This window comes from Lacticaseibacillus salsurae (assembly GCF_045862175.1).
GTDB classification, from domain to species: domain Bacteria; phylum Bacillota; class Bacilli; order Lactobacillales; family Lactobacillaceae; genus Lacticaseibacillus; species Lacticaseibacillus salsurae.
On sequence record NZ_BAAFZI010000002.1, the window covers coordinates 55,664 to 81,707 of the forward strand.

Sequence of the window (26,044 nt, forward strand, 5' to 3'; positions counted from 1 at the left end):
GCCTCCTATTTCCGATATGTCGGGCGCAGGCCCGCTAATTCGGTATGAAATTGAACATAGTCATCATAACGGCTGGTCATGATCTCACCGGCAGCAAGCGCGGCTTTCACCGCACATTTTGGCTCATTGAGATGCTGGCAACCGCGGAATTTACACCCGCCAGCCAAAGCGACAAACTCAGGAAAGCGGTCACGCAAGTCATCTAAGGTCACATCCAACAACCCTAGCGACGAAAACCCTGGCGTATCTGCCACCAAGCCGCCATCAGTGGCAAACAACTCCGTGGTGCGGGTGGTGTGTTTGCCGCGGTTCAAGGCTTTGGAGATCTCGCCTGTGGCTAAGCTTAACCCTGGTACCAAATGATTGATCAAGGTGGATTTACCGGCCCCGGTTTGTCCAGTAAAAATGGTCAACCGCTTGGCAAAAGTGGCTTTAACGCTGGCCAACAAAGCGGCATCAAATGGCGGCGTTGAGGCAAACACCCGATAACCGATCGCTTCATAACCGGCCAAGGTGGTTTGGATCTGTGCTAAGCGCTCAGGTGATACCAAATCAGTTTTGGTCACATAGATCTCCGCATGGATGGACTTGCCTTCCAAATACACCAAAAAGCGATCCAGCAAATTCTCAGAAAAATCCGGTTGCGCCGCGGCCACCACCAAAATGGCTTGGTCGATATTCGCGACTGGCGGGCGCACCAAGGCATTTAAACGCGGTTTGACTTTCAACAAATAACCGCCTGATGCTGGCGTGTCGCCAGGCGTGAACTCGGCGAAATCTCCGACTAACGGGGTGATTTTTTGTTGACGCATTTTGCCGCGCCCGCGGGTGCGATACACGGTATCGCCAACTTGAATATCATAAAAGCCACTGATCTGTCTGATCACGCGGCCAACTAGGTTTTCTGGCATGTTTACTCCTGTGTGGTGGTGCTGCTTGAGGAACTTGAACTTGACGCTGAAGCCGCTGGACCGCTGGACACAATGATCGTGACGGAATCACCGTGACTGGCAGAACTGCCAGCTGCTGGGCTTTGCGAGATCACTTGCCCTTTGGCCACAGATTCTGAAGCTTGTTGCTGAGACGATACCCCTAAACCGGCTGCTTGTAAGGCGGCGCTAGCGGTAGCTTCATCTTGGCCAGTGACTGCTGGAATGCTGATGCCGCTAGAAGTTTGCTCGTCAGGATGGCTGCTAGTTGCTGAGCTAGAGGTGTCGTTTGGCTGGGAGCTAGCAGTTTGTTGATCTGGTGGCATCGATGGGTTGCTATCAGTGTTCGGATCGCCTTTAGAAACGGTGAAAATGATCGTGGTGTTAGACGGCACCACTTTCTTGCCTGCTTTGACATCTTGATCTAAGATCTCGCCTTTGGCCACGGCAGTGCTAGCTTCTTTGACTTGATGCACCGTGAAGCCTTTTTTGCGCAGGTCCTTGGCCACATCATTGTATGTTTCACCGGTGTAATCATCCAACGTAAAGCGCTTTGGGCCGCTAGATAACACGATATCCACTGAACTATCTGCCGCGACTTCCGCTTGTTGGGTCGGGTCGCTGGAAATAATGCGGTTTTTATCGACACTGTCAGAATGGGCTTTGGCAATTTGGCCAAGCTTCAAGTTGGCGTTTTGTAACGCCGATTCCGCTTGCGATTGCGACATGCCGCGCAGATCAGGGACCGTGACGTCATTATTGCCGCCAGACAAGGCCACTACGATGCCGATGACGATCAGTGCCACCGCCACAGCTGCCGCAATAAACGGCCAGCGGGTTTTCAACCAGGCCCAACGCGACTTTAGTTTGGCAGGTGGTTTCACCGGTGTCGCCGGCTTTTCAGCTTTAGCCGCTGGTTTTGCCGCTTGAGTTTGGTCGATTACAGGCAAGACTTTGGTTTCATCCAAATCATCTTCTGCATTCGGGACGAATTTGGCTTCATGTGCCCGTGCCGGTGACAACGCGGTTTTAAGATCTGAATTCATCGCATCTGCTGACGAATAGCGATTGTTGGGATTTTTGGCAGTGGCTTTTAACACCACATTCTCCAACGCTTGAGGAATTCGCGGATCAAATTGGCGCACTGAAGGCATCGCTTCTTGAAAATGCTTCAAAGCGATGGAAACTGCCGAATCCCCTTCAAAAGGCACGGTGCCAGTCAGCATTTCAAATAAAATGATCCCTAGCGCGTAAATATCACTTTGGCGCGTTGGCATGCCACCGCGTGCTTGTTCTGGCGATAAGTAATGCACCGACCCTAATAGCGAGTTGGTTTGGGTCATTGAATTATCCGATAACGCCACCGCAATACCAAAATCCGAGATCTTGGCATTACCGTCGCGATCGATCAAAATATTTTGCGGCTTTAAATCACGGTGGATAATGTGATGATCATGGGCCACTTCCACTGCTGATAAGATCTGCCCCATGATCTCGATCACGCGTTGATACGGGATCGGAAAATGTTCAACGATGTATTTTTTCAGATCAGAACCTGGCACATATTCCATCACCAAATATTGTTGGCCATGGGCTTCGCCGACATCGTAGATCGACACGATATTAGGATGGACCAATTCGCTTGTGGCCATCGCTTCACGCTGGAAGCGCCGAGCCGCATCAGGATCATTTTGCATATCCAAGCGCAGCACTTTCACCGCGACATCGCGGTCTAAGATCAAGTCACGGGCTAAGTAGACATTGGCCATGCCGCCTTCGCCTAAGGTTTGCTTTAATTGATAGCGTTCATTTAACGTATAGCCTGGCTCGATCATTGCGCTCGCCTCCAATCTTGGTGGATGATCAACGCGGTGATATTATCTGGACCACCAGCCGCATTGGCTTGATCGATCATCATTTGGGCTTTGACGCCTAAAGGAACAGCTTGCGCCAAAATTTTGGCCAAGTCGGCATCTGGCACTTGATTGGTCAACCCATCAGAACACAACAACAAATAGTCATCATATTCCATATCATAGATCGTGACATCAGCATCGACATCGTCAGACACACCTAAAGAACGAGTGATCACATTACGTTGTGGGAACCGTAACGCTTCTTCTTCGGTCAACTCTCCGTTTTTCACCAGTTCATTGACCAGTGAATGGTCTTCAGTGATTTGTACCAAGTGGTTGTGACGGTATAAATACCCACGAGAATCACCGATGTTGGCCACCACAAAGCGCGAGCCGGAAATGATCACTGCCACTAACGTTGTGCCCATCCCAGAAAGATCGGTATATTTTTGCGCTTTTTCCAAGATCAAGCTGTTTTCTTGTTGCAACTCAAATACTAGCCACCGCACGATGGTTTCAATATTCGTGTCGGCAGTTTTTTCAAATGCGTAGCCGATATGGGACACAGCCATTTCGCTGGCGACATCCCCGCCGAGATGGCCACCCATGCCGTCAGCAACAATCGCCAAAGTGACGGCTTGCTGATTGGCAAACACGCCGACATAATCTTCATTATTCGGACGCCTGCGTCCGATATCTGTCCGATATGCGTATTCCATGCTTACTCCTCAAGACGGGCCAACGTGGCGATGAAAAAGCCATCAGTGTCATAATCATCTGGGAACAGTTGCAACGCTGGCGCACTGTGCGCTTTGGTTAAACGCTCAAGCCCTGGCGTTGGCACTTGTTCAAATTCTGGGTGTGCGGCTAAAAATGTGGCCACCACCTGTTGATTTTCGGCTTTGGCCATGGTGCAAGTGCTATAAGTCAAACGGCCGCCGACTTTGACTAACCCAGCCACGCTGGCTAAGATCGCACTTTGGATCTCAGGCAAATGTTCGAGATCTTCAGGCTTTTTTTCATATTTGATCTCAGGTTTGCGCCGGATCAAGCCCAAGCCAGAACATGGCGCATCCACTAAGACGCGATCAAAGCTGGCTGGGGCAAACGTCTCTTTCGCGTCGCGCGCATCCATGGCCCAAGCTTCCACACGGTCGGCCAACCCTAAGCGTGAGGCATTTTGGGCAATGAGCTTGACTTTATGGGGATGCAAGTCCAGTGCCACCACTTTGCCGCCTGCTTGCGCGTCTAAGTATTCGGCGATATGGGTGGTTTTACCACCAGGAGCGGCACAAGCATCCAGCACTTGAAAATCAGGCTTTATGCCCATAGACGGCGCCACCAGCATCGATGACTCATCTTGCATGGTGAACATGCCGTATTGAAATTCAGGCGCGCCAGCTAAATAGCCCCCTGGCGCCACCAATCCAGCAGGCGCAACTTTTGATGGGGCGATATCAGGGAAACGGTCCACTAACTGCGCTTGCAGTTCTGCGACGGTATGCTTTTGCGAATTGACGCGGATCGACGCATTAGCCGGTTGGTTGATCACACTTAAAATACTTTGGGTTTTTTCCAAACCTTGTTCATGGATCAACAAGTCCACCAACCACCGCGGCGTTGACGATTCAACACTTAAGCGTTCAGTAGGATCTTGGATGGTATCTAAGCTCGGCACCCCTTGGCGCTGGATATGACGCAAAATCGCCGTCACAAACTTGGCCACACCAAGCTTGCCACGACGTTTGGCAATTTCCGTGGCATCATAAAAAATCGCCCGTTCTGGCACTTTGTCTAAATACACCATTTGGTAGACTGCACCTTGCAATAAGACGCGCACCCATGCATCGAGCTTGCGGTCACCAACAAAAGGCGCCAAATAAAAATCAAGCGTCATGCGATGTTGGATCACCCCATACACGATATTGGTCAACAAATGCGCATCGCGTGGATCTAACGTGTATTTCTTTAAGGTGGCATCTAAGGTCAAGTTAGAATAACTGCCTTGTTTTTCGACTTTTTCTAATACAGTCACCGCAAGATCGCGGGGATTAGGCTTCACCAATGATTTGATCTCCTTGTGTAATCTGTTTGCCAGCGCCATTTAAAAATGCCGCGATCGGCTGGATCGCTTTGCCTGCCGGTTGCAAGCGGTCAATAGCAAACACTGTGCCAAAACCGGCAGCGACATGTAATTGTTTCTTTTCGCGCAATACCACCGTGCCAGCCGGTTGATCGGTCGTATCAGCTAAAGGAGTGATCGCCCATAATTTCGTGCGCACCCCATTTAACTGTACCCAACCGCCAACTGCCGGCCGCAACCCGCGTACCCATTGGTCCAATTGCGTCGCTGACAAGTTGATATCCAAGTGTTCTTGCGCTTTGGTCAACGTCGGGGAAAAAGTGACCTGATCTGGGTCTTGAGGCGTTTTGGTGGCAGTACCCGCAATAATTTGCGGCAGCGTTTGCATCAATAGATCGCGACCCATCACGCTGAGCTTGTCAAACACAGTCCCGGCGTCATCAGCGCGCGTCAACGGTAAGCGGCTTTGCGCATACATGTCCCCAGCATCCATGGCTTTGACCATTTCCATAATGGTGACACCAGTTTCGTCATCCCCATTGATCAAGGCATACTGGATCGGCGCGCCGCCGCGATATTTCGGCAACAGCGAGCCATGCACGTTCAACGCGGCGATTTTGGCGGCGTTTAAAAACTTCGTCGGCAAAAATTGCCCATAAGCCGCGGTGATCAACAAATCAGGTGCAAGGGCGATGGCTTGATCCAACTCTGGGCTGCCGGAAAGCTTTTCAGGTTGCAACACTGGCAGCCCAAGCTTAATGGCAGCTTGTTTCACTGGGCTTTGGTGCAACACTTGCTTGCGCCCAACTTTGCGATCAGGTTGGGTGATCACGAGCTGAACGTCATAGTTTGAATTTAAGGCAGTTAAAATCGGCACCGCAAATTCGGGTGTCCCTAAAAAAATTACAGATGTCATAGAATCCTCCAAGTTTAGTATACCGTTTTTCGCGTCGTGATGTGTGATCACGTCAGCGCCTTAGCCGGTTACATAAATGATTGCGGCTCTGGATCAATGGCCACTTGAAACCCATTTTTCACACTGGCTTGGGTTTCATCTAAGATCTTAGCCAGTGCTGCGTTTAATTGCGGCTCGCGTTTATATTTGATCACCATTTGATAATAATAACGTTTTTTCAATCGCGCAATGGCGCCAGGCGTCGGTCCCAACACTTGGGCGGTGGCGGACAATACCGGCTTGAGTTGTGCCGCCAAGCGGTAGATGGCTTTAGCCGCTTGAGCTTCATCAGGATGGCTGACCGTGAGCTTCATGGTGAAGTAATACGGCGGGTAATCACCGCGATGGCGGATGGCCATTTCCGCATAGAAAAAGCCTTCATAATCTTGTTTGGTGGCATATTGAATCGCATAATGTTCCGGGTTGAACGTTTGAATAAACACTTCGCCAGGTTTATCCGCGCGCCCAGCACGCCCTGACACTTGCGTCAACAGCTGAAAAGTGCGCTCGCCAGCACGAAAATCTGGCAAGCCCAATGCCGTGTCGGCGTTGATCACCCCGACTAAGGTGACATCAGGAAAATCCAACCCTTTGGCGATCATTTGCGTGCCTAGCAAAATATCTGCTTGATGTTGGCCAAATTGCTTCAACAACTTGGCATGACTGCCTTTTTTGCGAGTGGTGTCAACATCCATGCGCAACACCCGTGCTTGAGGAAGCAGCTGATTCAAGCTAGCGGCTACTTTTTCCGTGCCAGTGCCATAGTAGCGGATCTTTTTAGAGCCACAATTCGGACAAACTGTGGGGATCGGCTCTTCATGGCCGCAATAATGGCATTTCAAGGTGTGAGAATCCATATGCAGCGTTAAAGAAATATCACAGTTGGGACATTGCACCTTATAGCCACATTCACGACACATCACAAAACTGGAAAACCCACGCTTATTTAACAATAAAACGCTTTGTTCATGGCGATCAAGCCGCTTTTGCAAAGCGTCTAATAACGGTTTGGAGAAATCATCGCGCCCGCCTTCTTGATACGCTTGGCGCATATCGATCAAATGCACTGGCGGTAGCGGCTGTTGGTTGATGCGTTGCGGCAAAACTAAGCGCGTATAAACGCCTTTTTCAGCTCGAGCGCGCGATTCCAAACTTGGGGTCGCCGATCCTAGAACCACTGGGGCATGCATGGTTTGGGCGCGATGCAAGACCACGTCGCGGGCATGATACCGTGGCGCATCAGCTTGTTTATAACTGGATTCATGTTCTTCATCAATAATGAACACCCCGATATCCGTTAATGGCGCAAAAACTGCTGATCGTGCGCCTACCACCACTTGCGCTTCATGTCGCTGGATGCGACGCCATTCATCAAACTTCTCACCACTGGATAAACCTGAGTGCAATACTGCCACGCGCTGCCCGAACCGCCCGCGCACGCGTTTGACCATTTGCGGCGTCAAGGCGATCTCAGGCACTAACATCAAAGCCGTTTTGCCTTGTTGCAAGGCTTGGGCGATGATCTGCAAATAGACTTCGGTTTTACCTGACCCCGTCACCCCTTCTAGCAAAAAGGTATTCGACTCATGTGCAACCACTGCTTGATTGATCGTATCGACCACGGTCTGTTGCGCCTTGGTCAAGGTTTTAGCGGTGGTCAGGATTTGGCCTTGCATTTGAGGATAAGGATCGCGATAGATTTCTTGTTTTGCTAAGGTCAACCAGCCTTTTTTCGCCGCGGCAGTGATCTGGCTGCGCGGGATCTCTTGTTTCACCTCTGGGATCGCTGGCGTCTGATTGCTGGCTTGCCACTGGCTCAAGCGGTCCAGTAAGTGCGCCTGTTGTTTGGCGTTGCCCTTTAAAGTGCTTTTGATCTCAGCATATTCTGCGACAGTTTTTGCCGGAACGATATGTGGGATGGTTTTCACCTTGGCGCGGTCGTGTAAGCGATATTCCACTTCCAGATCACCGTGTTGCACTGCTTTTAGTACTGGCGCCAAGGCCGCTTGCGGCAGTTCATCAAGTGCTTGGGCTTCAGGGATCAAGGCACGCCCAGCTGGTGTGCGCGGATGCAGCCATTTGTCAGCGGCAGCTTTAAGCGCTGCAGGCAACATGGTTTGCACACAAGTGATCCAAAAAGCAAAGGTGGTTTCAGCTAGCCATTTGGATAAGCGCAATAACTCCGCATCAAGGACTGGCGCCGCATCTAAAATGGCTAAGATCGGTTTTAAGTCGCCACTAAACTCAGCATGATCGGATAATGCGACTACCATGCCCATTAATTTGCGTGATCCTTTGCCAAAGCCGACCCACACCCGCATACCAGGCTGGATCGTGTCGACTAACGCCTCTGGAATCGCATAATCAAATGGGCGATCCGTTTGCATCGTCGGCACATCAACGATCACTTTTGCAATTTGCACCCACTCACCCCCTAAGCTGTTGAATCGTGGTCAAAATTTTTTTTGCAATGACGGATTTCGCGGCGCTTGGCACAGAAATCGGCGCTTGGCCGGGTTGCAACAACCACACGGCATTGGTGTCTTGGTTGAACCCAACGCCGGCACCGACGCGATTGGCCACTAGTAGATCCACATGTTTGTTGGCCAGTTTAACTTGGGCATGTTGCAAGAGATCATCAGTTTCTGCCGCAAAACCGACCACGAATTGATGGGTCTTGGTTTCGCCAAGCGTTTTTAAAATATCTGGATTTTGCGCTAACTCAAGGGTCAAACCAGAGTCAGCAGAAGTTTTTTTAAGTTTGTGGTCACTTGGGGCCAGCACATGATAATCAGCGACGGCAGCGGCCATGATCACCACATCACTTTGCGCAAAACTAGCCAGCACTGCTTGTTGCATTTGCTTGGCTGTGCGTACCGTCGTCACTTGCACACTAGGCAAGGTCACCAGCTTGGCGGTGGTGATCAATTCGACTTTGGCGCCTAACGCACTGGCGACATTGGCTAAAGCTGTGCCCATTTTACCTGAGGATTCATTGCCAATGTAGCGCACCGGGTCGATTTGTTCTTTGGTCCCACCGGCTGTGATCACGACGCGTTGTCCAGTTAACAACGCTTCAGGCTGATAAGTTTCAACAAATAAGGCAATCACGGCTTCATCTGGCATGCGGCCGACACCTTGATAGCCTTCCGCCAAAAAGCCGCTAGCAGGCGGCAAAACTTGCATCCCCAAGGTTTTTAAATGGGCAATGTTAGCTTGGGTCTGCGCATTTTGCCACATGTGATCATTCATTGCCGGTACGACTAGCTTTGGCCCGTTAAAAGCCAATAACGTGGTGGTCACCACATTATCTGCCAAACCGTTAGCTAACTTGGCGATGGTATTGGCAGTGGCAGGCACGATCAACGCTAGATCCAGCCACTGCGCCATGGCCACATGGGCGACATGGGCGGCGTCAGCAAATTCATTTTGATCAGTCAATACCGGATGCTTGGATACAGTCGCCAAAGTCTCCGCGGTCACAAACGCTTTGGCTGCTGGCGTCATGGCCACTTGCACGTCATGGCCTTCTCGGATCAACATCCGAATCAGATTCGGGACTTTATAGGCGGCGATCCCACCAGTGACAAAAATCCCAATATGCTTATGCGTCATCGTTGCCACTTCCTTTCTCAAGTATTATACCAAACCCACTTGCGCTTTTAGCGGAAAAACAAAAAAGCCAAGACACAAGGTCTCGGCCACAAAATCGCTTTATTCGTGATCCAACTTTTCAGCGTCACGTTCTTTGAGCTTAGATGCAGGATCGATGATCACATCGCCAGCTGCCACTTCTTCAAGGGCTTGGCCAACAGTTTTCAAGGACTTGTATGACGGCAACGTTTTGATGCCGTTGCTTTCAAGTTCATGCGCCCGCTTAGCAGCTAACACGGCCAAACTATAGCGAGAAGGCACTTTGTCTAACAACTTATCAATAGAAGGATAAATAATCATAATTGAACTCCTTATTTGGACTGAGAAATGGGATCAGTTTCAAGCATCGCTTTATAGCGATCGATCACCCGAGGTACCCGCAAATGTTCGCTTTCGATAATGCGTTCGATGCGTTTAACGGCTAGGTCTACTTTATCATTAACCACGGCGTAATCATAGTTGGCCATCATGGCGATCTCATCAGCAGCTTGCGTGATGCGCTTTTCGATCACTTCGGCAGAATCAGTGCCGCGACCAGTCAAGCGATGTTTGAGTTCTGACAGATCTGGCGGCGTCAAGAAAATGAACACCCCATCTGGGCATTTTTCCCGAACTTGCATGGCGCCTTTGACTTCGATTTCCAACAGCACATCGCGGCCGGAATCCAAGGTTTGGTTCACATACTTCAACGGTGTCCCGTAATAGTTGCCGACATATTGCGCATACTCAAGCATCCCACCAGTCGCGATTTCATGTTCAAATTGTTCCTTGGTGCGGAAGTAGTAATCAACGCCGTCAACTTCGCCTGGTCGCATTTTGCGAGTGGTCATTGAGATCGAATATTGGAAGTCTCGATAATCCCCTGCGAGCATGGCTTGCCGAACTGTCCCTTTGCCGACCCCGCTTGGGCCAGACAACACGATCAGCATTCCCCGTTCTTGCATGCTTTAACCTCTTTCATCCTATAGTGTTACCGTCTATTTTGCACTTTTTCCCTTTATTTGTAAAGGCTAAAAACTTGACGCAAGCAACATCTGGGCCTGCGCGCTAGTCAGCCACGCCGCACCGGCACGCTCACCGGCTTCAAGTAGCCTTTGGCGATGACTTTTGGCAAAATCAAACATCGCCCCAGTGTGGTTTGGCGGCGTCAATACTGGCGTCTCTCCAAGCTGTGGCGTCGGCCCTAGACCCAAAGCGGAAATCGCCACGATCTGCGTGGCCCCAAGGTCTTTGGCGATGGCCACAGGCAGATCATTGGCGACGCCACCATCGACAAAGTATTCTTGTGCGATCACTTGTGGCGCAAACCAACCAGGCATCGCTGTACTTGCCAACAACCAATCGTGCGCATTATCTGGCGTCAATGTCACCACATGCGCGCGGCGCATCGGCAAGCGTGTGGCCACAGCCAAAGCCGGCCAAGGCTGACAAACAGGTCGCTTTGAGATCGCGGTGATCAATTCACTTAAAGGCTTGGTTTGTCTGGGCCATAACCGCGTCGGCGCCAACTCCAACCACCACTGCGCTAATTGTGCTGGCGTCAAACGCGTGGTGGCCCAAGCATTCAACGCCCCGATCGAACTGCCGATCACAAAATCCGGACGCAGTTTTGGCCCGATTTCAGCCCAAACACCAGCTTGAAATGCGCCACGAACGCCGCCACCACCAAATACGATCGCTAATGGCATGTGATCACCTCCAAAATATTTTTTGCCAAGGCTTGCTTTTTAGAACGGGTGTTCGTATAATGAAATCATTAAGAACAAGCGTTCGGAGGAGTCATCATGGAAAACAAAGCCCAAACTTTTCAAATGGTACGTCACAATCTCATGGCGTCATATCGGCAATTCTTTGCCTTAGAGGCACCCAAGTTGACCATGCCTGTTGCACAATTGCAGCAGTTCACCAGCCAAAGCTTGACGCGACATTACCGCGTGGCGGTGTTTTTCAAAGATGACTCTCCTGCGATCGTCGGGCATTTCACACGCCAATTGGATGCGCAGCGCTTCTTGCTGCAAGCTTACCAAAGTAACTTGGTGCGCGTGGTGTCCATGCCTCAAATGAGCTTCATCAAACGCGTTTAAACAATCAGCCGCTTTGAACTGAGATCAGTTCAAGGCGGTTTTTTATATGCAGTCAAACAAAAAAGATCAGCACCGGCTGACCTTTCAGTGTGATCGCCGCAACTGCTGTCGCGTCGTCGCTGCCATTTTTAACAATTCACTGGCATGCTCCAGCGCAAGTTCAGTGACTGTGTCCCCAGCCAACATCCGCGCGATTTCATCCACGCGCCGTTTTGGCGTCAATGGCGTCACGGTGGTTTTGGTACGGCCATGGGCTACCAGCTTTTGAATCAAGTATTCATGATCGCTCATTGCCGCCACTTGCGGCAAATGGGTGATACATAGCACTTGTGAATGCGTGGCGATCGTTGAGATCTTGTTGGCGATAGCTTGCGCGACCCGTCCGGAAACCCCAGTATCCACTTCATCGAAGATAATGCTGGTGACCCCATCAGATTTGGCAAAAATCGTTTTTAATGCCAACATGATCCGAGACAATTCCCCGCCACTGGCGATTTTGGCCAAGGGTTTGGCCGCTTCACCAGGGTTGGTTTGAATGTAAAATTCCACCACATCCAAACCGTCTGGCCGCGCGTCTTGATGGGGCACTGGCGTAAATTGCACGGAAAAAATCGTTTTGGCCATATATAACGCCGCTAGCTGTTGATGGATCGCGTCAACTAACGCCTTGGCTGTGGTTTTGCGCGCTTTGGTCAACTTGGCGCCAACGGCTAATAATTCGGCGTGTTGTTTAGCCACTTGTGCTTCCAGATCAGACGCGTCGGCATCCAAGGCTTCCATATTCGCCAATTCCGCAGCGGCTTTTTGGCCATAAGCGATCACTTTAGGCAAAGAGTCGCCATATTTGCGCTCTAACTGCAAGAATAACTCCAAGCGTTTTTCGATTTCATCTAAACGCCCTTCGTCAAAAGTTTGATCGTCAACTTGCCGCGCCAAGTCACTTTGGACATCTTGTAAGGTGTAATAAGCCGATTCCAGTTCACTGGCAATGCTGGCAAAAGCGGGATCTAGATCCGCGATCTCTTGCATGTTGCGCATCGCTTCGGCTACTTGGTCCATGGGATTGACGTCATCTTCATCTGACAATGCTGCAGCTGAGGCATTTAAAGCCGTTGAGATCCGCTGGAAATTGGCCAAACGATCCCGTTCTGCCATCAACGTGGTTTCTTCATCAGGCTGCAAGTTGGCGCTTTGGATCTCTTGGACTTGAAATTGCAACATATCCAAACGCTGCGCCCATTCTTGTTCATTCGCTTGCTTTTTGCGCAAGGCTGAAGCGGTGTGTTGATAAGTAGCATATAAGCTTTGGTATTGGTGACGCAAGCTTTGCAACTGTTCATTGCCGAATTGATCCAACAAGCCTAAATGCGATTCTGGATGGACTAATTGTTGATGCTCGTTTTGCCCATGAATATCCACTAACGTTTCGCCAACTGCCCGTAATGTCGAGGTGTTCACTAAATGGCCATTCACCCGGCAAATATTGCGACCAGAAGCATAAATGTCGCGCTGCAACAACACGCTGGCATCGTCTGAAGCTAGGTCAAATTGTTTTAACACTGCGACTGTTTTAGGATTGCTGGTCGCATCAAACAACCCTTGCAATTCTGCTTTAGCGGCGCCAGTCCGCACAAAATCAGTGCGCCCACGACTGCCTGCCAGCAAGCTCACCGCATCGATAATGATCGATTTGCCGGCGCCGGTTTCCCCAGTCAACGCCGTCATGCCATTTTCAAAGCTTAATTCCAATTGATCGATAATCGCAAAATCATGAATCACCAATTCTTGTAACATCGCATCACCCAACCATTGCGTCGATCATTTCCAACACTTCTTTGGCTTGCGCCGCCCCACGACACACGATCAAAATCGCCGCATCACCAGCAATCGTGGCAAAAATGCGCTGATCATGCAATTGATCGATCAAATTGCCCACTGCCGGCGCCGTCCCAGGGTTCATCACCAAATGGACGAATTGATCCATCCGATCCCCATGGCGATAAGCCGCCGCCAACGTACGATGCAATTTATCCAAAGGTGATAGTTGTTTTTCCAGTGGCAATGAGTAACGATACCTGCCGCCAGTGGTAGGGACTTTGACCAATTGCATGTCTTTGATGTCCCGTGAGATCGTCGCTTGTGTCACTGGCACGCCGTCAGCTTCAAGCGCCGTGACGAAATCACTTTGGCGCTCAATGACATGATCTTTGATCAATTGTTTCAGGTATGCTTGTCGTTCATTTTTTTGCATCAAAAGGCCACCTTTACTGAAATCGTTATCACAAGCTTAACGCAAAAGTCCTCGCTTGCCTACTCAATGAAACTTCGGCTTTAATTCAGCATAAGCTGACGCCAAGGTGTCATCGACACTCACTGAATCGGCTTGGACCCCAGTGACATCCCCATTTTGTAAATGGATCAAAAATTCAATGTTGCCTTCGCCACCTTTGATCGGTGAAAAATCTAACCCAAGCACATTAAAACCAGCACTTAACGCAAAGTCAACGATCATATTCAATACCATGCGATGAACTTCAGGGTCACGCACGATGCCTTTTTTGCCGACGTTAGCCGGACCGGCTTCAAATTGCGGTTTGATCAACGCCACCGCATGACCGCCTGGGATCAAAATCGACTTCAACGGCGGCAAGATCAGCTTTAACGAAATAAACGATACATCCGTCATGGCAAATTCGACTGGGCCATCGGTGAAATCTTCTGGCTTGGAATACCGAAAGTTCACCCGCTCCATCACTTTCACCCGCGGATCTTCGCGCAATTTCCAAGCCAATTGGTTGTAGCCGACATCTAAGGCATAAGACATTTTGGCGCCAGCTTGCAACGCCACATCCGTAAATCCACCCGTGGACGCACCGATATCCAACACCGTCAGATCTGTTAAGTCGATGTCAAACACATCCAAGGCTTTGGCTAATTTCAAGCCGCCTCGTGAAACATAAGGCATGGTTTTGCCTTTGACATGTAAGATGCTGTCAGCGGCGATCTTCACCCCTGGCTTATCCAAGCGTTCATTATTTTGGTCATACACTTCACCAGCCATCACGGCCCGCTTGGCTTGCTCACGGGATAAAAACAACCCTTGCTCTACTAATAAGACATCGATGCGTTCTTTACTCATGGATTCCTCTCTTATGCGTCAAAATAGGTCAAAAATGCGCTCAGTTCTGGTACCGGTCGCGACAACTGCAACAGCGCCGATCGCGCATATTGTACCTGCTGCGCTAAAGCTTCACGCGCCCCAGGCAAGCCTAGCAAAGCCGGATAAGTATTTTTGGCTTCGGCGATATCTTTATTGGCGGTTTTGCCTAACGCTTGCGTTGATTTGGTGCGATCGTTGATATCGTCTTGGATCTGAAACGCCAAACCAAAACTAGCGGCAAACTGGTGCAGTGCTTGCGCATCGGCATCAGACACACTCGCTAACACTGCACCGATATCGACTGCGGCTGTTAACAAGGCACCAGTTTTTAACGCGTGCAAGTGTTTGAGCTCAGCCAAGCTTAAATGCTGATGTTCACCTTCGATATCCAACACTTGCCCACCAACCATGCCATTGGCCCCAACTGCGCGGGCAAAAAGCTGCATGCATGTGGCCAATTGCGCCGGGGTGGTTTGCGTTTGGCTCAATAGATCAAACGCAGAAGCTTGTAGCCCATCTCCGGCTAAAATCGCCAACGCTTCGCCAAACTTTTTATGGCTGGTCAAATTGCCACGACGCAGATCATCATTGTCCATGGCAGGCAGATCGTCATGGATCAACGAATATGTGTGCAAACACTCTAAACCTGCCGCTGCTGGCAACGCCTGTGCCACTGAGCCGTCAAAACTGGACACTGTCGCCAACAATAATAACGGACGCAAGCGTTTGCCCCCAGCAAAAAGCGAATAGCGCATTGCAGCTTGCAAAGGCTTGGTGGTGATGGTGTTTAAATGGGCGTCTAGGGTCGCCATCACTTGGGTTTTATACGCCTCAGTTTCCGGCTTAAGCATGATCTGGGTCAAACGCTTTGACACTACCGTCATCAGCGACTTCTTTAGTCACCGCTTGTTCAGCGTCTTTCAGCGTGGTTTCCAGTTTTTGGGACAACTGGACCCCGGTTTTAAACTGGGCCAAGGCTTGCTCCAACGGCACGTCGCCTTGTTCAAGTTGGGCGACGATTTTTTCTAATTGCGCTAAGTTGTCTTCAAAAGTTGGTTCAGTCATTTGCGTGCTCCTTTGTATTCAAAACTTGTGCCCCTACTTCACCGTCTTGCGTGTGGATCGTGATCGCCGCGTCAACGTGATAATCGGCAGTGGCCTTTAACATGGTACCAGTGTCATCAGTGACATACGTATAGCCGCGACCTAAGATCTTTAGCGGACTTAAATGATCCAACCCTGCGACTGCCGAGCGCATCGCTTGGCGCTTATTGGCCAATGCCACCACTGTCGCATGATCCAAGCGCTGGCGCAATTGCTGAACCACTTGGGTTTGGGCATTTAACCGCAGTTGTAAGTTGCGCGGCGCTAAAGCTGTGCGGCACAAGGACACACGATGGGCCAAAGTGTCTAATTGCGTTTGCATGACTTGTTGTAAGCGGGTGGTAAGTTGATCAACTTGTTGCACATATTGATCATAAATGCGATTGGGTTGGGTCAATACCACACTGTTTTGGCTACGCGCCAAGCGCTCTTGTAACGCTGTCAGGCGATTTTGCATGGCGGCTGTGAGCCGACTGCGATATTGGGCAATGCCATTTAAAGCGTCGACCAACGTGACTGGCGTGACCAACTCGGCTGCCGCAGTGGGTGTGGCCGCGCGATGATCAGCCACAAAATCCACGATCGTCGTATCGGTTTCATGTCCCACTGACGACACCACCGGCATCGGCATCGCCAACACCGCTTGGGCCACGGTTTCATCATTAAATGGCCACAAGTCTTCGATCGACCCGCCACCACGGCCAATGATCACCGCGTCATACTCACCATGTTCCGCCACACGGTGCAATTGGCGGACCAAATCTTTGGCAGACCCGTCGCCTTGCACCACTGCTGGATATAGCGTGAGTTGCAACCCCGGATAGCGTCTGGCCACAGTGGTACGGATATCTTGGATCACGGCACCACTGGGGCTAGTGATCACCGCCACTTGGTTTGGGAACTGCCGCAATGGCCGCTGATTTTGGGCAAAGGCGCCGGCTTTTTCAAGTTTGGCTTTGAGCTGCTCGTAGGCTTGATAAAAAGCGCCAACACCGTCAGGTTCCATGTGCTCGATCACGATTTGGTATTGCCCGCTGGCAGCATACATCGTCACCCGGCCGACCACTAAGACTTTCATCCCAGATTCTGGGGTGAATTTCAGTTTGTTAAACGCGGTTTTAAACATCACTGCTGAGATCTTGGCATGATCGTCTTTTAATGAAAAATACTGGTGCCCTGGCCGGAGTCGAAAGTTGGACAATTCGCCAGTTAAATACACCCGGTTCAAATACGGGTCTTGATCATATTTGCGTTGTAGATACGCGGATAGCGCGGTAACACTGAGATACTCATGCGTCGGCATGCACTCGCCTCTTTGCTAATTCAACTGTTTGTAACATCAAACTGGCGATGGTCATGGGCCCTACCCCACCTGGAACTGGCGTGATCGCCTTGGCGACTGGGGCCACTTGGGCGTAATTGACATCTCCAACTAATTTTCCTGCAGCATTGCGATCCATGCCCACATCGATCACGATCGCTCCAGGTTTGACCATGTCGGCAGTGATCATTTCAGCGCGGCCGGTAGCCACCACCAACAGATCGGCTTGGGCACAAACTGCCGCCAAGTTTTTGGTTTTAGAATGCGCGATCGTGACAGTTGCCGAGTGGTTCAACAACAACGCCGCCATTGGCCGACCGACGATATTTGAGCGTCCCACGATCACGGCGTTCATGCCAGTGACATCAATGTGATAATGATCAAGTAACGCCATGATCCCGTAAGGTGTGGAAGCCACAACTTGCGGCATATTGGCCCAAAGCTTGCCAACATTCACCGGATGAAAGCCGTCAACATCTTTATTGGGGTCGATGGCTTCGATCACTTTTTGTTCATCAATGCTTTGTGGCAATGGCAATTGCACCAAAATGCCGTCGATCGTCGAATCTTGATTCAGCTCCGCAATTTTTGCCAACAACGACGCTTCCGTAGTGGTTTCTGGCATGCTGATCTGTAAGGAACGGATCCCTAAGCTGTCAGCGCGTCGATGTTTGTTGCGCACATAGATCGCACTAGCTGGATCTTCACCCACTAAGATCACGGCTAAGCCTGGGGTGACGCCTTGCGCTTTCAAGTCATCCACAGTGTGCTTCAATTCAGTCATTAAGGTGTTGGCAGTTTGTTTGCCGTCAAGTACTGTCGTCACGATTGTGCCCTCCTAGGGTTACCCATACCAATATTATTATACAGTGTTATTGCATATTCAGTCCAACGCTTCTGTATGAAACCTTTGATCACTCACCGCTGAGTCATTAACATCCAAGCCGCACGATACCCGCGCGCCGCCGTCATACGTAACGTTGGATAAAACATCAAATAGTCTAACATTGAAAAAATATTAATCACTTAAAAATACGAAAAGCCGGGAGAAAGTCTCATCCCGGCCAACGATCATTGCTGATCTGGTTTAACAAAATGTGCCAAAATGCCGTTAACAAATTTCGCGGCTTTGTCATCACTGTATTTCTTTGCTAACTCAATGGCTTCATCGATCGCCACTTTATCTGGTAGGGCTTCATATTGGATCTCATAAAGGCCCAACCGTAACGTGATCAAATCAGGTTTGGTCAAGCGATCGATGCGCCAGCCAGCTTTTAAGCGCGTGGTGATCGCTGCATCAAGATCACTTTGATGCGCCAAAACGCCATCCACTAACGTCTTCATATAGCTGGGTGTCGCTTCGCCTTCAGGTAATGCATCTGCGTATACGGTATCGCGATCAGCATCTGGATTTGCGTTTAATGCAAACAAAGCTTTAAAAGCTGCTTCGCGCGCTTCGTGTCTGCCTAACATGTTAGTCGTCTTCCTCGTTTTCATCAGTGTCTTTAAACAGATCTTCTGGATCGAGCTTCGGGGCTTTTTCAGGCACCACGCCGACCACATGGACATTGACTTCAGCTAAGGTCAAGTCAGTCATGTAAAGCAGTTGTTCCCGCAAAGATTCTTGCATCGCCATGGCGACTTTAGGCACTGCCACGCCATATTCCAAGTAAACGTAGACATCAGCGATCAACGTGTCGTTGTCCACTGTCAGTTCCACGCCTTTGCCGTGATTGGCGCGGCCGAACCACGCATTGATGGTGCTGGCGAGGCTGCCACGCATTTGGTAGACCCCATCCACTTGTTGTGCGGCGATCCCTAAAATCACTTCAAGCACTTCTGGCACAATTTCGATGGATCCGTCTGCATCCGTGCGATTTGCCAGGATGATATTTGTATCTTCAGCCATAAGGCAGCCTCCTTGAGCTTGTTAAAATCGATTATGCACGTGAAATATACGTGCCGTCTTGCGTGTTGATGGTCAACACATCACCTTCGTTAACGAAAAATGGCACTTGGACCACCAAGCCGGTTTCCATGGTTGCAGGCTTGGAACCGCCTGAAGAAGTATTCCCACGGATGCCAGGTTCAGTCGCTTTGACCGTCAAGTCCACAGTGTTTGGTACTTCAACGCCAAGCGTTTCCGGACCGTGCATGATGACCTTCACTTCCATGTTTTCTTTCATATACTTGAGTTGTTCACGGATCTCGTCACCTGGCAAAGTTAATTGCTCATAGGTTTCCATATCCATGAAGACGTACGAGTCCCCATCCGCATATAAATATTGCATGGTTTTGGTGTCGATCTGCGCTTTTTCAACTTTTTCAGTTGAACGGAAGGTCATTTCTTGAACCGCACCGGTGCGCAAGTTTTTCAACGTTGAACGCACAAAGGCTGAACCTTTACCTGGCTTAACATGTTGAAATTCAACAATCCGCCATAAGTTGCCATCGACTTCGATGGTCAAGCCATTTTTAAAATCGTTAACAGAAATCATGTGTTTCCTCCATTATTGTCTCGTACTAGATTAACTATAGCAAGCAGGCATCCCGCACGCAAGTCAAACCGGCACGACCACTAGGGTCGGCGGGGCTTGTGACGTGAGCACGATCGGATCTTTTGCTGTGATCAATACATCGTCTTCGATACGCACACCTCCAACGCCTGGAATATAAATACCAGGCTCGACTGTTTCAACATTTCCAACTGCTTGCGCCACATCGCGATACGGGCCCCAAGCACCTGGTCCTTCATGGATCGACATGCCGATACCATGTCCAGTGCCATGGCCAAAATATTCGCCGTAACCAGCGTCATCAATGAATTGATGGGCAAACGTATTGATGGTTTTGCCTAATACCCCAGCACGCATTTGTTTGGTCGTGGCCAGATTGGCGTCATAAACCGTTTTATAAATAGCTTCAAGCTTTGGTGTCGCATGACCCATCACAAACGTGCGTGTGATATCAGAGACATACCCATGATACACCGCACCCCAGTCTAGCGTCACCACATCCCCGTTTGCGATCACTTTATCGCTGGCAGCACCATGTGGCATGGCTGAGCGCAAGCCACTGGCAACAATCGTTTCAAAACTAGTGCCAGACGCGCCTAAGCTTTTCATGAATTGATCCAAGTCATTGGCCACTTGGATCTCAGTCATGCCAGGCTTGATGGTAGCCAACACATGGTGATAGCCAGATTCGGCAATGGCGATGGCTTGTTTGATGTCAGCCAATTCGTTGGCGTCTTTGACTTCACGCAAGCCTGCCACCAAATTAGTCGTTGGCTGCCAAGTCGCTGGGCCTTGCAACTTCAAAAAATCCGCATAAGTCAGGCTCTCAGCTTCAAACCCCACCACGCCTTTTGCGTGCTGTGAAGCCGCACTTAACAAGTGGTCTTGGTGTAACACCAAGCGACTATTATGGACTTGTTGATGAAATTGAGTGGTGAAACGCGAGTCGGTGATAAACAAACTATCTTCTGCCGTCACCAATAGTGCCGATTCATTGCCGGTAAAGCCGGTTAAATACGTGACATTGACCGGATCGGTAACCAATAAGCCGTCCAACTGTTTGACGCGAAGCAAGTCACGCAATCGTGATAATCGAGTCATTTGACGCCTCCAAAATACCAGAAACCAAAAAAACGCCCCGTCGCCGGAGCGTTTCGTGATTATTCAGCTTGTGCCGCTGGATAAACGGATACTTGCTTTTTGTCGCGGCCAAGACGTTCGAATTTAACGACGCCATCAGCTTTAGCAAAAAGGGTATCATCGCCGCCGATACCGACGTTCAGACCCGGATGGATCTTCGTGCCGCGTTGACGGTACAAGATGTTCCCTGCCAAAACGGTTTGGCCGTCAGCACGCTTAGCGCCCAGACGACGACCAGCGGAGTTACGGCCGTTGGAAGTCGAGCCGCCCCCTTTATGGTGAGAGAAGAATTGTAAGTTCATCTTTAACATGTGGATACACCTCCGAATGTAGAATTAGGATTGATTTGAAGTTTCGATCTGAACATAATCGCCATACGATTCAGCGATGCTCTGCATAGATAACTCAAGGTTTTCCAGCAGGATCTGCGTGATATGCATTTGTTCGCCAGTCAATTCAGTGTCGATCACCAATTGTAAGTGACCGCCATTGACCTCATCAGCGTCGACATTTGGCTTAAAACCCGCTAAGGCTTCGACCCCATTGACGGCCCCGATGGCCACTGCAGACACCGCCGCACAAACAATATCTTGTCCGTACTTGCCAGCATCAGCATGACCGCTGAGGTTGAATTTGACCAAGTTCCCATTTGCGTCACGGGTAAAGCGTGCTTTGATCATGTATTTTGCCTACTAATTAAGCGTTGATCGCGTCAATGACAACTTTAGTATAAGGTTGACGATGACCCTTCTTTTGATGAGAATGCTTCTTAGGCTTGTACTTGTAGGTAACAACCTTTTTTTCACGGCCTTGCTTCTCAACTTTACCAGTAACAGTCGCGCCGTCGATCGTTGGTTTGCCGATCTTAGCGTCGCCTTCGCCTGCAACCAAGATCACTTGGTCAAAGGTCACTGTTTCACCTTGTTCTGCGTCCAGCTTTTCAACGTAGAGAGCTTCGCCCACCTGCGCTTTGTATTGTTTACCGCCAGTTTTGATAATTGCGTACATCTTGTGCACCTCCTGTTTTGCCCGTAGGCTTAATCCCCTGAATACTCGCCAAGTCAGGTGCTAGGCTTTGATACCTGACGTTGTGCGGTTGCAGATGAGGGGTGACAAATACAACAGAAAGATTGTATCAAATATTGGCGCTGGGTTCAACCCTGCAAAGAAAATTCTCTTGACACGTGCTTGTCGCCAGTGGTTTTCATCGGTATACTATAAGAAAAAAAGGGGGCACACCATGTTAATTGCCTTGATCGACATCTTGATCTTCGTGATCACCGCTGGGCTGTTAGTGACGATCATCGCCCGCATTCCATCGCCATTGAATTTGGTCACTGGCTTACTGACGACCTTAGTGTTGACCTTGATTGCCGGGGCCATGTTCACCTGGCACAGCACGTTCATGATTCTATACATATTGTGGATGCTCGCCATTATTGCAGCATTATTCGGCTTACGTTACTGGTTGCGCAAATCGCATGCAACCAAACATTGACTCGCGAAACCAAAACACCAGCGTCACCACCTGACGATTCGTCAATGAATCATCAGGTGGTGACGCTGGTGTTTTTTGGTGCGATCAAAAAGTGAGACCAGCGATTTGGCTAATGCCATTCAAATCGCACCAGATCTCTAAAATCATAATGGCGGCCATCTTGGGTTTCCACACTACCTTGCTTGTCGCGTAGCTCAGCGAAGATCTGGTCATGATCGGCAAGTTTGAAGCGATGTTGGACCATGGTGCCATCGGTAAAAGTCAACTGCCAAGTTTCATATTGTGGTTGCTTGGCTTTTAAAAGTTTGCGCAGCGCTTTTTGTGATTTCATGATTGCCTCCAACATTAATGAACAAAAACCGGCGCGAAGAATTCTCGCGCCTGCCCCTGCCAAGGACCCTCATTTTACCGCATCAAAGTCACTGAAGCAATCTTCACCACTAGACAGTTGCTTGAAAACCAAGGGACAAAAAAAGGTCGGACAAGTCCGACCTGAAAGCTTATGCTTTAAGTTTGGCCACAGCTTGTTCGATCGTGCGTCCAGTGCCAGTGTGATGCTGGTTATTGGTGTCGATTGCGATGAATTGTTGTGTGGTCATATCGAGTTGAATTCGATAAGTCATAACATTACCTCCATTCGGTTAATACGTGAATGGTCTTTTGGTAGCGATGTACTTATAATACTATATAAAAGTAAGGCCGTCAAGTATTATCCGTTAATTCACGATATATTTTATGTTAACATGCTGTGACGTAAAAAAATCAGCCTGAAGTCTCAGGCTGATCTCATTCATGAGTCGGGAAAACAGGATTCGAACCTGCGACCCCCTGGTCCCAAACCAGGTGCTCTACCAAGCTGAGCTATTTCCCGAAAATATATTGGCATCAAAACTGCCGAAACCTATCTTACCAGCAAATCTTGAAAATGCCAAGCAGGAATTTTCATCATCACGGTTAAGGCCGACTAACTGCTGACGCCGTGGCAACGATCGGTTATTTCACAAAGGCTGTAGCCAGTGCAGCAGCTAGCCTCAACCATCATGACAAAACTTAGGTTCAAAAGATATCGCCGTACTTTTCTCCAAAGAAAAACGCCTATTTCTAAGCGTTGGGTGAACCTGAAAGTTGTAAACACTGTGCCAGGCGGGATTCGAACCCGCGACAAATGGTTTAGAAGACCATTGCTCTATCCAACTGAGCTACTAGCACGTTTTCATCATTTTAGTATAAGTATCCAAAACTGCGCTGTCAATTCAAATCGCTTGCGCCATGCGGATGCGTTCGATACACTAACAGTATCATGTGAATGAAATGAGGAACATGCAATGAAACTCAATCAATATGGGCGCCTAACGCCTGATTTAGCTACCCAACTTCATGAACTGAACCAAATCGGCTTTAACGCCGACGCTGACCTCCCGTTTGCCCAATCTGTGACTCACAATTACCGCTTATTATTTCCTGAAGCCTTAAATGCGACCCAACAAGCTCAAGCGCTGACGACGATCGCCCTTGATGACCACCAAACCTTGGCCACTTGGCTAGCGTCGACACCAACTCAAATGACGCGGACCCAATTTTACGCCGTCGCATTGCAACTGTTAGGTTTCAAGCCTGAATTCAAGACCTTAAACACGGCGATCTCACAAATGCAAGCCGCGCAATTACCAGTGGTCAAAGCCGATCTCACCACCACGACTGCTTGGCTTGAGGCGTTGTATTTACTTCTAAACACCCGCACCCCAAAGTTGGTCACATATTTAGACGACTTGGCCAACCGCGGCTTTTACAAGGATTTTCAAGCAAAGCATAACACGCCGCAATACTTGCTTTTCAACGGCAAAAGCCAAGCAGTGTTCGATCCACGGCAATTGATCCGAGAAGTGGTTTGGGTCGAATCAGACTTAGATACTGATGACGACGGCCAACGCGACTTACTCGAAACCACGATTTTTCGGCCGCAAGCCACGGATCTCGGCATTAAAATGCCCGCTTTGTTTACCGCCAATCCGTATTTTCACGGCACCAATGACCAACAAGTCGAAGCTGCCACTCATGTTCCTGAATCAACTTTGGCAGTCAAAACCGTCAGTCACACCAAAGCCGATGTCACCTACCATGCGCCGCAAGCGCCAAGCTTACCTGATGCCAAAGCCCAAAGCGAGGCCCAAACGGCAACTAGCTACGCCAGTGAAAACGGTATTTACAGCTTAAACGATTACTTTTTAAGCCGCGGATTTGTCACCGTTTATTCCGCCGGCGTCGGCACCCAAGGTTCAGATGGCTTACGCAGTGTCGGCGGACCAAGTGAAACCGCCAGTGCCGTGGCAGTGATCGAATGGCTCAATGGCGCTCGGCGTGCTTTCACTGATCGCACCCGCATGACGACGATCAAAGCTTGGTGGTGCAACCACAATATCGCCATGACTGGGAAGTCTTATTTAGGCACCTTAGCGATTGCCGCCGCCACTAGTGGCGTGGCAGGCTTAAAAACGGTGATCTCAGAATCTGCGATTTCCAGTTGGTATGACTACTACCGCGAAAATGGGTTAGTGGTCGCTCCTGGTGGGTTTCAAGGCGAAGACGCTGATGTGCTAGCGGTGGATACCTTTTCGCGGCTACAACAAGCTGGAGATATGCTAGGGATCCAAGCCAAATGGGAAGCGTCGCTACAAGCCATCAGCGCCAATCAAGATCGCACCACCGGTGATTACAACGCCTGGTGGGATGCGCGCAACTATCGCAACCACCTCAAAGATATTCGCTGTGATATCGTGTCTGTCCATGGTTTAAATGACACCAACGTCAAACCAGCCAATGTGATCCGGTTGTTTAACGGTCTCAAAGACTTGCCGATCCAAAAAAAGCTATTTTTACATCAAGGCCAGCATGTGTATTTAAACAATGTGTTGTCGCTTGATTTCACCGATCAAATGAATCTGTGGCTGACCAACAAGCTACTTGGCGTCAACAACGGCGCCAATAACGCCATCCCCAATGTCCAAGTGCAAGACAACGTGACGCCCCAAACTTGGCACACGTATGACGCTTTTGGCCCATCAACCACTGATACGCAAAATTTAGCCAAAAACTGGCAAAGCGACCGCGCTAGCTTCGCCGATAATGCCACCGCCACCTTCAACACCCAACACGACACCAGTGCGAGCTTTGAAAAAGCCATCATTCAGCCGACCAGCGCTTATGCTGACAGCCGCTTGTGGTTGACGCGACCAACAAGCACGCAACCGACAGTGATCGATGGGACCCCGCAGATCACCTTAACGCTTTGGATCGATGCGCCAACTGCCATTTTAAGCGTGCGCTTGATCGACTTAGGTCAAGCACAACGATTTGGCGAAAATGCTGATATCGTGGCGCGCAATGCCTATCAACTCGGCTATGATTACAAAACGCAAGATATCGTCGAGTTTGCCAAAGCCAAACCCACATCTGCAAAGTTGATCAGCTATGGCCATGTGAATGTCCAAAATCCCCACAATGCTTATGAGATCCAAACCATTACCCCAGGTGAACCCTTCAGCGTGACCTTTGACCTGCAGCCGACGCATTACGTCCTGCCAGCCGGTCGTCAATTGGCGCTGATCATTCACGGGGCTGATATGGCGCAAACCATTCGGCCAACTGCCGTAGTCAACTACCACCTCGATTATGCGCACTCGCAACTGGCGCTACCACTGCGCTAATTCAAGCCTCAACGTCTGATTCTGCCAGACGTTGAGGCTT

Annotated in this window: 29 protein-coding genes, 2 tRNA genes and 1 other annotated feature; of the genes, 3 read left to right on the forward strand and 28 right to left on the reverse strand. The window is 49.8% G+C overall.

Annotated elements, in window-relative coordinates; translation table 11 throughout:
• Positions 1-5: 5 nt before the first annotated feature.
• From rsgA to ACKTSG_RS01540, 10 genes are all read right to left on the reverse strand, one after another.
• Complete coding sequence (gene rsgA, locus ACKTSG_RS01495; protein WP_407891258.1) at positions 6-911, reverse strand: ribosome small subunit-dependent GTPase A; 906 nt, start codon at positions 909-911, stop codon at positions 6-8.
• Between the two features lie 2 nt (positions 912-913).
• Positions 914-2,764 (reverse strand): Stk1 family PASTA domain-containing Ser/Thr kinase, encoded by a 1,851-nt coding sequence (pknB, locus tag ACKTSG_RS01500; RefSeq protein WP_407891259.1) that lies wholly within the window; start codon positions 2,762-2,764, stop codon positions 914-916.
• Entirely contained in the window at positions 2,761-3,504 is a 744-nt protein-coding gene (locus ACKTSG_RS01505; protein ID WP_407891261.1) for a Stp1/IreP family PP2C-type Ser/Thr phosphatase, read from the reverse strand. Before ACKTSG_RS01505 ends, pknB begins: the two co-directional genes overlap by 4 nt.
• A gap of 2 nt (positions 3,505-3,506) precedes the next feature.
• Entirely contained in the window at positions 3,507-4,850 is a 1,344-nt protein-coding gene (gene rsmB / locus ACKTSG_RS01510; RefSeq protein WP_407891263.1) for a 16S rRNA (cytosine(967)-C(5))-methyltransferase RsmB, read from the reverse strand.
• Entirely contained in the window at positions 4,837-5,784 is a 948-nt protein-coding gene (gene fmt, locus ACKTSG_RS01515) for a methionyl-tRNA formyltransferase (RefSeq protein WP_407891265.1), read from the reverse strand. Before fmt ends, rsmB begins: the two co-directional genes overlap by 14 nt.
• Positions 5,785-5,852: 68 nt before the next feature.
• The gene (gene priA, locus ACKTSG_RS01520; protein WP_407891393.1) at positions 5,853-8,210 is read right to left on the reverse strand and encodes a primosomal protein N'; all 2,358 of its coding nucleotides are present in this window, start codon (positions 8,208-8,210) and stop codon (positions 5,853-5,855) included.
• Positions 8,211-8,250: 40 nt separating this feature from the next.
• Positions 8,251-9,438 carry a bifunctional phosphopantothenoylcysteine decarboxylase/phosphopantothenate--cysteine ligase CoaBC gene (gene coaBC, locus ACKTSG_RS01525; RefSeq protein ID WP_407891267.1) on the reverse strand — a complete coding sequence of 396 codons (1,188 nt, stop codon included), beginning with the start codon at positions 9,436-9,438 and terminating at the stop codon, positions 8,251-8,253.
• A 99-nt stretch (positions 9,439-9,537) separates the two neighbouring features.
• Positions 9,538-9,777 (reverse strand): DNA-directed RNA polymerase subunit omega, encoded by a 240-nt coding sequence (gene rpoZ / locus ACKTSG_RS01530; protein WP_054713760.1) that lies wholly within the window; start codon positions 9,775-9,777, stop codon positions 9,538-9,540.
• 11 nt (positions 9,778-9,788) lie between these two features.
• The gene (gene gmk, locus ACKTSG_RS01535) at positions 9,789-10,421 is read right to left on the reverse strand and encodes a guanylate kinase (protein ID WP_407891269.1); all 633 of its coding nucleotides are present in this window, start codon (positions 10,419-10,421) and stop codon (positions 9,789-9,791) included.
• Between the two features lie 66 nt (positions 10,422-10,487).
• Positions 10,488-11,165 (reverse strand): patatin-like phospholipase family protein, encoded by a 678-nt coding sequence (locus tag ACKTSG_RS01540; RefSeq protein ID WP_407891271.1) that lies wholly within the window; start codon positions 11,163-11,165, stop codon positions 10,488-10,490.
• A gap of 96 nt (positions 11,166-11,261) precedes the next feature.
• On the opposite strand from ACKTSG_RS01540, the gene ACKTSG_RS01545 reads away from it, so the two are divergent.
• A complete protein-coding gene (locus ACKTSG_RS01545) occupies positions 11,262-11,561 on the forward strand; it encodes a hypothetical protein (RefSeq protein ID WP_407891273.1) in 300 nt (99 codons plus the stop codon).
• Positions 11,562-11,645: 84 nt separating this feature from the next.
• Here the strand turns inward: ACKTSG_RS01545 and recN are convergent, their stop codons facing one another.
• From recN to rplU, 14 genes are all read right to left on the reverse strand, one after another.
• Positions 11,646-13,355 carry a DNA repair protein RecN gene (gene recN, locus ACKTSG_RS01550; RefSeq protein ID WP_407891275.1) on the reverse strand — a complete coding sequence of 570 codons (1,710 nt, stop codon included), beginning with the start codon at positions 13,353-13,355 and terminating at the stop codon, positions 11,646-11,648.
• 4 nt (positions 13,356-13,359) lie between these two features.
• Entirely contained in the window at positions 13,360-13,812 is a 453-nt protein-coding gene (locus ACKTSG_RS01555; RefSeq protein ID WP_407891277.1) for an arginine repressor, read from the reverse strand.
• A gap of 63 nt (positions 13,813-13,875) precedes the next feature.
• Positions 13,876-14,700, reverse strand: coding sequence for a TlyA family RNA methyltransferase (locus tag ACKTSG_RS01560; protein WP_407891279.1), 825 nt, complete (start codon positions 14,698-14,700; stop codon positions 13,876-13,878).
• An 11-nt stretch (positions 14,701-14,711) separates the two neighbouring features.
• Positions 14,712-15,605, reverse strand: a complete 894-nt coding sequence (locus ACKTSG_RS01565) for a polyprenyl synthetase family protein (protein WP_407891281.1) — start codon at positions 15,603-15,605, stop codon at positions 14,712-14,714.
• Positions 15,565-15,786, reverse strand: coding sequence for an exodeoxyribonuclease VII small subunit (locus ACKTSG_RS01570; RefSeq protein WP_407891283.1), 222 nt, complete (start codon positions 15,784-15,786; stop codon positions 15,565-15,567). The genes ACKTSG_RS01565 and ACKTSG_RS01570 overlap by 41 nt, the downstream gene beginning before the upstream one ends.
• The gene (gene xseA, locus ACKTSG_RS01575) at positions 15,779-17,128 is read right to left on the reverse strand and encodes an exodeoxyribonuclease VII large subunit (protein ID WP_407891285.1); all 1,350 of its coding nucleotides are present in this window, start codon (positions 17,126-17,128) and stop codon (positions 15,779-15,781) included. Before xseA ends, ACKTSG_RS01570 begins: the two co-directional genes overlap by 8 nt.
• The gene (folD, locus tag ACKTSG_RS01580) at positions 17,115-17,972 is read right to left on the reverse strand and encodes a bifunctional methylenetetrahydrofolate dehydrogenase/methenyltetrahydrofolate cyclohydrolase FolD (RefSeq protein WP_407891287.1); all 858 of its coding nucleotides are present in this window, start codon (positions 17,970-17,972) and stop codon (positions 17,115-17,117) included. The genes xseA and folD overlap by 14 nt, the downstream gene beginning before the upstream one ends.
• Before the next feature lie 245 nt (positions 17,973-18,217).
• Positions 18,218-18,619 carry a transcription antitermination factor NusB gene (nusB, locus tag ACKTSG_RS01585; protein ID WP_407891289.1) on the reverse strand — a complete coding sequence of 134 codons (402 nt, stop codon included), beginning with the start codon at positions 18,617-18,619 and terminating at the stop codon, positions 18,218-18,220.
• Between the two features lies 1 nt (position 18,620).
• Positions 18,621-19,055 carry an Asp23/Gls24 family envelope stress response protein gene (locus ACKTSG_RS01590; RefSeq protein WP_407891291.1) on the reverse strand — a complete coding sequence of 145 codons (435 nt, stop codon included), beginning with the start codon at positions 19,053-19,055 and terminating at the stop codon, positions 18,621-18,623.
• A 31-nt stretch (positions 19,056-19,086) separates the two neighbouring features.
• On the reverse strand, positions 19,087-19,644 hold the full coding sequence (gene efp / locus ACKTSG_RS01595) for an elongation factor P (RefSeq protein WP_407891293.1): 558 nt from the start codon (positions 19,642-19,644) through the stop codon (positions 19,087-19,089).
• A gap of 63 nt (positions 19,645-19,707) precedes the next feature.
• Positions 19,708-20,763, reverse strand: coding sequence for a M24 family metallopeptidase (locus ACKTSG_RS01600; protein WP_407891295.1), 1,056 nt, complete (start codon positions 20,761-20,763; stop codon positions 19,708-19,710).
• 59 nt (positions 20,764-20,822) lie between these two features.
• A complete protein-coding gene (gene rpmA, locus ACKTSG_RS01605; protein ID WP_054713775.1) occupies positions 20,823-21,113 on the reverse strand; it encodes a 50S ribosomal protein L27 in 291 nt (96 codons plus the stop codon).
• 24 nt (positions 21,114-21,137) lie between these two features.
• Positions 21,138-21,482, reverse strand: coding sequence for a ribosomal-processing cysteine protease Prp (locus tag ACKTSG_RS01610; RefSeq protein WP_407891297.1), 345 nt, complete (start codon positions 21,480-21,482; stop codon positions 21,138-21,140).
• A gap of 16 nt (positions 21,483-21,498) precedes the next feature.
• Positions 21,499-21,810: a 50S ribosomal protein L21 gene (gene rplU, locus ACKTSG_RS01615; protein ID WP_407891299.1), complete on the reverse strand. Its 312-nt coding sequence runs from the start codon at positions 21,808-21,810 to the stop codon at positions 21,499-21,501.
• A gap of 31 nt (positions 21,811-21,841) precedes the next feature.
• Positions 21,842-21,910 (reverse strand) — a sequence feature (ribosomal protein L21 leader region).
• A gap of 132 nt (positions 21,911-22,042) precedes the next feature.
• On the opposite strand from rplU, the gene ACKTSG_RS01620 reads away from it, so the two are divergent.
• A complete protein-coding gene (locus ACKTSG_RS01620; RefSeq protein WP_407891301.1) occupies positions 22,043-22,300 on the forward strand; it encodes a hypothetical protein in 258 nt (85 codons plus the stop codon).
• Between the two features lie 109 nt (positions 22,301-22,409).
• Here the strand turns inward: ACKTSG_RS01620 and ACKTSG_RS01625 are convergent, their stop codons facing one another.
• From ACKTSG_RS01625 to ACKTSG_RS01640, 4 genes are all read right to left on the reverse strand, one after another.
• Complete coding sequence (locus tag ACKTSG_RS01625; protein ID WP_407891303.1) at positions 22,410-22,631, reverse strand: hypothetical protein; 222 nt, start codon at positions 22,629-22,631, stop codon at positions 22,410-22,412.
• A 169-nt stretch (positions 22,632-22,800) separates the two neighbouring features.
• The gene (locus ACKTSG_RS01630) at positions 22,801-22,923 is read right to left on the reverse strand and encodes a hypothetical protein (protein ID WP_407891304.1); all 123 of its coding nucleotides are present in this window, start codon (positions 22,921-22,923) and stop codon (positions 22,801-22,803) included.
• A gap of 174 nt (positions 22,924-23,097) precedes the next feature.
• Positions 23,098-23,171: transfer RNA gene (locus tag ACKTSG_RS01635), tRNA-Pro, on the reverse strand.
• A 264-nt stretch (positions 23,172-23,435) separates the two neighbouring features.
• Positions 23,436-23,509, reverse strand: a tRNA-Arg gene (locus ACKTSG_RS01640).
• A gap of 116 nt (positions 23,510-23,625) precedes the next feature.
• Between ACKTSG_RS01640 and ACKTSG_RS01645 the strand changes: the two genes are divergently transcribed.
• Positions 23,626-26,004, forward strand: coding sequence for a Xaa-Pro dipeptidyl-peptidase (locus tag ACKTSG_RS01645; RefSeq protein ID WP_407891306.1), 2,379 nt, complete (start codon positions 23,626-23,628; stop codon positions 26,002-26,004).
• Positions 26,005-26,044 lie beyond the last annotated feature (40 nt).

Coding starts and splice junctions, on each gene's coding strand:
- rsgA (WP_407891258.1), bottom strand. CDS start 911: ATGCCAGAAAACCTAGTTGGCCGCGTGATCAGACAGATCAGTGGCTTT.
- pknB (WP_407891259.1), bottom strand. CDS start 2,764: ATGATCGAGCCAGGCTATACGTTAAATGAACGCTATCAATTAAAGCAA.
- ACKTSG_RS01505 (WP_407891261.1), bottom strand. CDS start 3,504: ATGGAATACGCATATCGGACAGATATCGGACGCAGGCGTCCGAATAAT.
- fmt (WP_407891265.1), bottom strand. CDS start 5,784: ATGACATCTGTAATTTTTTTAGGGACACCCGAATTTGCGGTGCCGATT.
- priA (WP_407891393.1), bottom strand. CDS start 8,210: ATGCAAACGGATCGCCCATTTGATTATGCGATTCCAGAGGCGTTAGTC.
- coaBC (WP_407891267.1), bottom strand. CDS start 9,438: ATGACGCATAAGCATATTGGGATTTTTGTCACTGGTGGGATCGCCGCC.
- rpoZ (WP_054713760.1), bottom strand. CDS start 9,777: ATGATTATTTATCCTTCTATTGATAAGTTGTTAGACAAAGTGCCTTCT.
- gmk (WP_407891269.1), bottom strand. CDS start 10,421: ATGCAAGAACGGGGAATGCTGATCGTGTTGTCTGGCCCAAGCGGGGTC.
- ACKTSG_RS01540 (WP_407891271.1), bottom strand. CDS start 11,165: ATGCCATTAGCGATCGTATTTGGTGGTGGCGGCGTTCGTGGCGCATTT.
- ACKTSG_RS01545 (WP_407891273.1), top strand. CDS start 11,262: ATGGAAAACAAAGCCCAAACTTTTCAAATGGTACGTCACAATCTCATG.
- recN (WP_407891275.1), bottom strand. CDS start 13,355: ATGTTACAAGAATTGGTGATTCATGATTTTGCGATTATCGATCAATTG.
- ACKTSG_RS01555 (WP_407891277.1), bottom strand. CDS start 13,812: ATGCAAAAAAATGAACGACAAGCATACCTGAAACAATTGATCAAAGAT.
- ACKTSG_RS01560 (WP_407891279.1), bottom strand. CDS start 14,700: ATGAGTAAAGAACGCATCGATGTCTTATTAGTAGAGCAAGGGTTGTTT.
- ACKTSG_RS01565 (WP_407891281.1), bottom strand. CDS start 15,605: ATGACGGTAGTGTCAAAGCGTTTGACCCAGATCATGCTTAAGCCGGAA.
- ACKTSG_RS01570 (WP_407891283.1), bottom strand. CDS start 15,786: ATGACTGAACCAACTTTTGAAGACAACTTAGCGCAATTAGAAAAAATC.
- xseA (WP_407891285.1), bottom strand. CDS start 17,128: ATGCCGACGCATGAGTATCTCAGTGTTACCGCGCTATCCGCGTATCTA.
- nusB (WP_407891289.1), bottom strand. CDS start 18,619: ATGTTAGGCAGACACGAAGCGCGCGAAGCAGCTTTTAAAGCTTTGTTT.
- ACKTSG_RS01590 (WP_407891291.1), bottom strand. CDS start 19,055: ATGGCTGAAGATACAAATATCATCCTGGCAAATCGCACGGATGCAGAC.
- efp (WP_407891293.1), bottom strand. CDS start 19,644: ATGATTTCTGTTAACGATTTTAAAAATGGCTTGACCATCGAAGTCGAT.
- ACKTSG_RS01600 (WP_407891295.1), bottom strand. CDS start 20,763: ATGACTCGATTATCACGATTGCGTGACTTGCTTCGCGTCAAACAGTTG.
- rpmA (WP_054713775.1), bottom strand. CDS start 21,113: ATGTTAAAGATGAACTTACAATTCTTCTCTCACCATAAAGGGGGCGGC.
- ACKTSG_RS01610 (WP_407891297.1), bottom strand. CDS start 21,482: ATGATCAAAGCACGCTTTACCCGTGACGCAAATGGGAACTTGGTCAAA.
- rplU (WP_407891299.1), bottom strand. CDS start 21,810: ATGTACGCAATTATCAAAACTGGCGGTAAACAATACAAAGCGCAGGTG.
- ACKTSG_RS01620 (WP_407891301.1), top strand. CDS start 22,043: ATGTTAATTGCCTTGATCGACATCTTGATCTTCGTGATCACCGCTGGG.
- ACKTSG_RS01625 (WP_407891303.1), bottom strand. CDS start 22,631: ATGAAATCACAAAAAGCGCTGCGCAAACTTTTAAAAGCCAAGCAACCA.
- ACKTSG_RS01630 (WP_407891304.1), bottom strand. CDS start 22,923: ATGACTTATCGAATTCAACTCGATATGACCACACAACAATTCATCGCA.
- ACKTSG_RS01645 (WP_407891306.1), top strand. CDS start 23,626: ATGAAACTCAATCAATATGGGCGCCTAACGCCTGATTTAGCTACCCAA.